General features: G+C 51.6%; 1 pseudogene. It reads left to right on the forward strand.

Annotated features, from left to right (window positions below):
* A pseudogene (locus tag NXS07_RS20880) lies at positions 1-411 on the forward strand (hypothetical protein); the annotation flags it as partial.

The raw sequence follows: 411 nt of genomic DNA on the forward strand, positions 1-411 counted from the left end.
GGGAAAATAAGCCGAAAGTCGATACGCCCGCGTTACCTGACTTTGGGCCAATGGTCTATGGGTCGGGCAAAAACAAGAAAAAAGGTAACAAAGGCACTGAATCGGTAGAAGCGGCGGGCCATGCAGCGGCACAGACTGATCCCAATAAGTTAGGCGATATTGTCTTTAAAAACCGCCCACCCGTGATCCCGATTGAGGGCATATATCAGGAACCCCGCTTACAGCAACCGTCATTGCTTAGTCGCCTGACGGACAAGTTACAGCCGATGCTGCCGACATTAAGTGGCATCCCGGTTCCCGTGACACCGGCCAGAGCGGGTAACGGCAATAAGCCGGACGACCGTTACATCATCAACTTACATTTTCACGGGGTTGATATGCAAAACAGCCGTTCCATTAGTGAGATGGTGA

Origin of the sequence: Xenorhabdus bovienii, assembly GCF_024721015.1 — a bacterium.
Lineage (GTDB): Bacteria > Pseudomonadota > Gammaproteobacteria > Enterobacterales > Enterobacteriaceae > Xenorhabdus > Xenorhabdus bovienii.